The sequence below is a fragment of the Arthrobacter sp. Hiyo1 genome (assembly GCF_001263615.2).
In the GTDB taxonomy this organism is placed as follows: domain Bacteria; phylum Actinomycetota; class Actinomycetes; order Actinomycetales; family Micrococcaceae; genus Arthrobacter.
Window position 1 is genome coordinate 269,794 of the sequence record NZ_DF952470.1, and the last position, 2,307, is coordinate 272,100.

At 64.2% G+C, this 2,307-nt stretch carries 2 protein-coding genes and 2 pseudogenes; 3 read left to right on the forward strand and 1 reads right to left on the reverse strand.

Translation table 11 applies throughout. The annotated features are described in order from the left end of the window. Window positions 1–262, reverse strand: a 262-nt coding sequence (locus tag AHiyo1_RS26555; RefSeq protein WP_275937052.1) for a CoA-transferase, incomplete at its 3' end; no start/stop codon positions are given. 253 nt (window positions 263–515) lie between these two features. Between AHiyo1_RS26555 and AHiyo1_RS10145 the strand changes: the two are divergent. The 3 genes and pseudogenes from AHiyo1_RS10145 to AHiyo1_RS26560 form a co-directional block, all read left to right on the forward strand. Beyond that, a pseudogene (locus AHiyo1_RS10145) lies at window positions 516–1,245 on the forward strand (IclR family transcriptional regulator). A gap of 148 nt (window positions 1,246–1,393) precedes the next feature. Then, on the forward strand, window positions 1,394–2,065 hold the full coding sequence (locus AHiyo1_RS10150; RefSeq protein ID WP_059388488.1) for a fasciclin domain-containing protein: 672 nt from the start codon (window positions 1,394–1,396) through the stop codon (window positions 2,063–2,065). Window positions 2,066–2,139: 74 nt separating this feature from the next. After that, window positions 2,140–2,307 (forward strand): annotated as a pseudogene (locus tag AHiyo1_RS26560) (deoxyribodipyrimidine photo-lyase); the annotation flags it as partial.

Sequence of the window (2,307 nt, forward strand, 5' to 3'; positions counted from 1 at the left end):
GCTCGGCGAAGAGCTTGTTCTCTCCCACGTACGAGGCGATGACCTTGCGGACCTGGCCGGCTTCGATGAGGACGCCGAGGCCCTTGCCGTCAATGCCCATGTTGTTGGAAACCACCGTCAGGTCCTTGACGCCCGAATCGCGGACGGCGTCGATCAGGTCCGCGGGGATGCCGCTGAGCCCGAAGCCGCCGACGGCGATCGTCTGGCCGTCGCGCAGGACGTCCTGTAGTGCAACGGCGGCGCTGGAGTGGATTTTGGCCATGGCGTTGTCCTCGTCTTTGAGTAGGGTCGCCCAGCGGCTATCCACTTTGTGGACACTGGGCTGAGTTGGCGGTCTGAAAAGGAGCATATGGTGGCCCTGGGCGAAGGGTCAATGGCGTTCCTTGGCCAGCAAGGCTGAACTTGCACAGTGTGGACGCTACTCTTTGAAGTGTCCATATTGTGGAGGAAATCTTTGGAGAGGGGTAGCGTTGCCAACTCAGCAGCCGCAAACCAAGCCGGTCCAGGGCGCCCAAGTGGTAGGCCGGGTCGCTGCGCTCCTCCGGCTCGTGGGACGCAAGCCGGAGGGCATGTCCATCGCTGGCCTGGTCCGCGAGTCGGGCTTGACCCGCCCACGGTGCACCGCTTGCTCGCGTCCCTCGCCGCTGAAGGCCTGCTGGACCACGATCAGCGGACCGGTAACTGGATCTTGGGGCCGGAGATCTTCCTCCTGGCTCGGTGGCGGCGGCCCGGTTCCCGGTTGAGGACCTGGCGCGGCCCAGCCTCCGCCGCCTCGCCGAGGAGAGCGGCGAAAGCGCCTTCTATTCGATCCGTCGTGGCCACGAAACCGTGTGCGTGCTTCGCGAGGAAGGCAGCTTCCCGGTGCGGTCATTCGTCTTGCACGAGGGCGTCAGGTTCCCGCTCGGCGTCGCGTCGGCGGGCACGGCGATCATGGCCTTCCTGGCGGACGAGGAGCAGGAAACGATCTTGTCCGGCTGGGAACGGCACGCCGGGGACTTCGCCGCTGGCCACACCGAGCGCGTGGTGCGCCGGAACCTTGAGCAGACCCGGATGGCCGGGTACTCGGTGAATCCCGGTTTGGTGCTGGAGGGCAGTTGGGGGATGGCCGCCGCCGTCTTCGACCAGCTGGGCCGGCCAATCGGCGCTTTGTCCCTCACAGGGATCGAACCGCGGTTCCGTCCTGAACGCCAGGAATTCCTCGGCAAGTTGCTCATGGAAGAAGCCCACCGCATGAGCTCCGCTTAACCCCTTTCAAATTAAGTTTTGAAACTCACCCATCCCTGTGGCCCGCACCTCCGAATAGCTGGCATAAGGACTTAGCCCGCAAGGGTGAAGTGCTTTCACGCCGGAATCAACCGGCACCGAATGTCAGTCCGTTTGAAGGAGAAATGTCATGCTTGCTACAAAGCGCACGTCTTTTGCGATCGCCGGCCTCGCCGCTTCCGCCCTGCTGGGCCTCACTGCATGTGGCGGCTCCGCTACCACGGCTTCACCCTCATCGGCGGCTCCGAGCCCGTCGTCCACCATGGCAGCGACCCCCTCAGCGTCGGCAAGTGCCGCGATGGACCCGAGCAAAGACCTGGTTGGCCCGGGCTGTGCAGCTTACGCCTCCCAGGTTCCCAGCGGTGCAGGTTCCGTTGCCGGCATGGCGCTCGACCCCGTAGCCGTGGCCGCTTCCAACAACCCGTTGCTCAAGACCCTCACGGCCGCTGTGTCCGGCAAGCTGAACCCCAAGGTCAACCTGGTGGACACGCTTAATGGCAGCCAGTTCACTGTCTTCGCTCCCGTGGACAGCGCTTTCGCCAAGATCCCCGCCGCCACCATCGACGGCCTCAAGACCGACGACGCTACACTGAGCAAGATCCTCACCTACCACGTCATCCCCGGCCAGCTGACCCCGGACCAGATCGTGGGAACCCACAAGACGGTTGAGGGCGACTCCGTGACCGTTACGGGAACCAAGGACGCACTCAAGGTTGACGGAGGTTCCGCCGTGATCTGCGGCGGCGTCCACACTGCCAACGCCACGGTGTACCTGGTTGACTCCGTCCTGATGCCTAAGTAAATCTCAACACAGATCATGCCCCTTAGGATTCGTCCTAGGGGGCATGGCCTTTGCGCGAAATCCGAGGGGAAATAGTGAAGCCGTCGATCGTGTGGTTCCGGGACGACCTCCGGGCCACGGACAACCCGGCGCTGCGGGCGCAGCCGAGGACGGCGCCGCCGTCGCGCTCTATGTACTCGACGAGGAATCGCCGGGCATCAGGCCGCTTGGCGGAGCCTCCCGATGGTGGCTGCATCATTCCC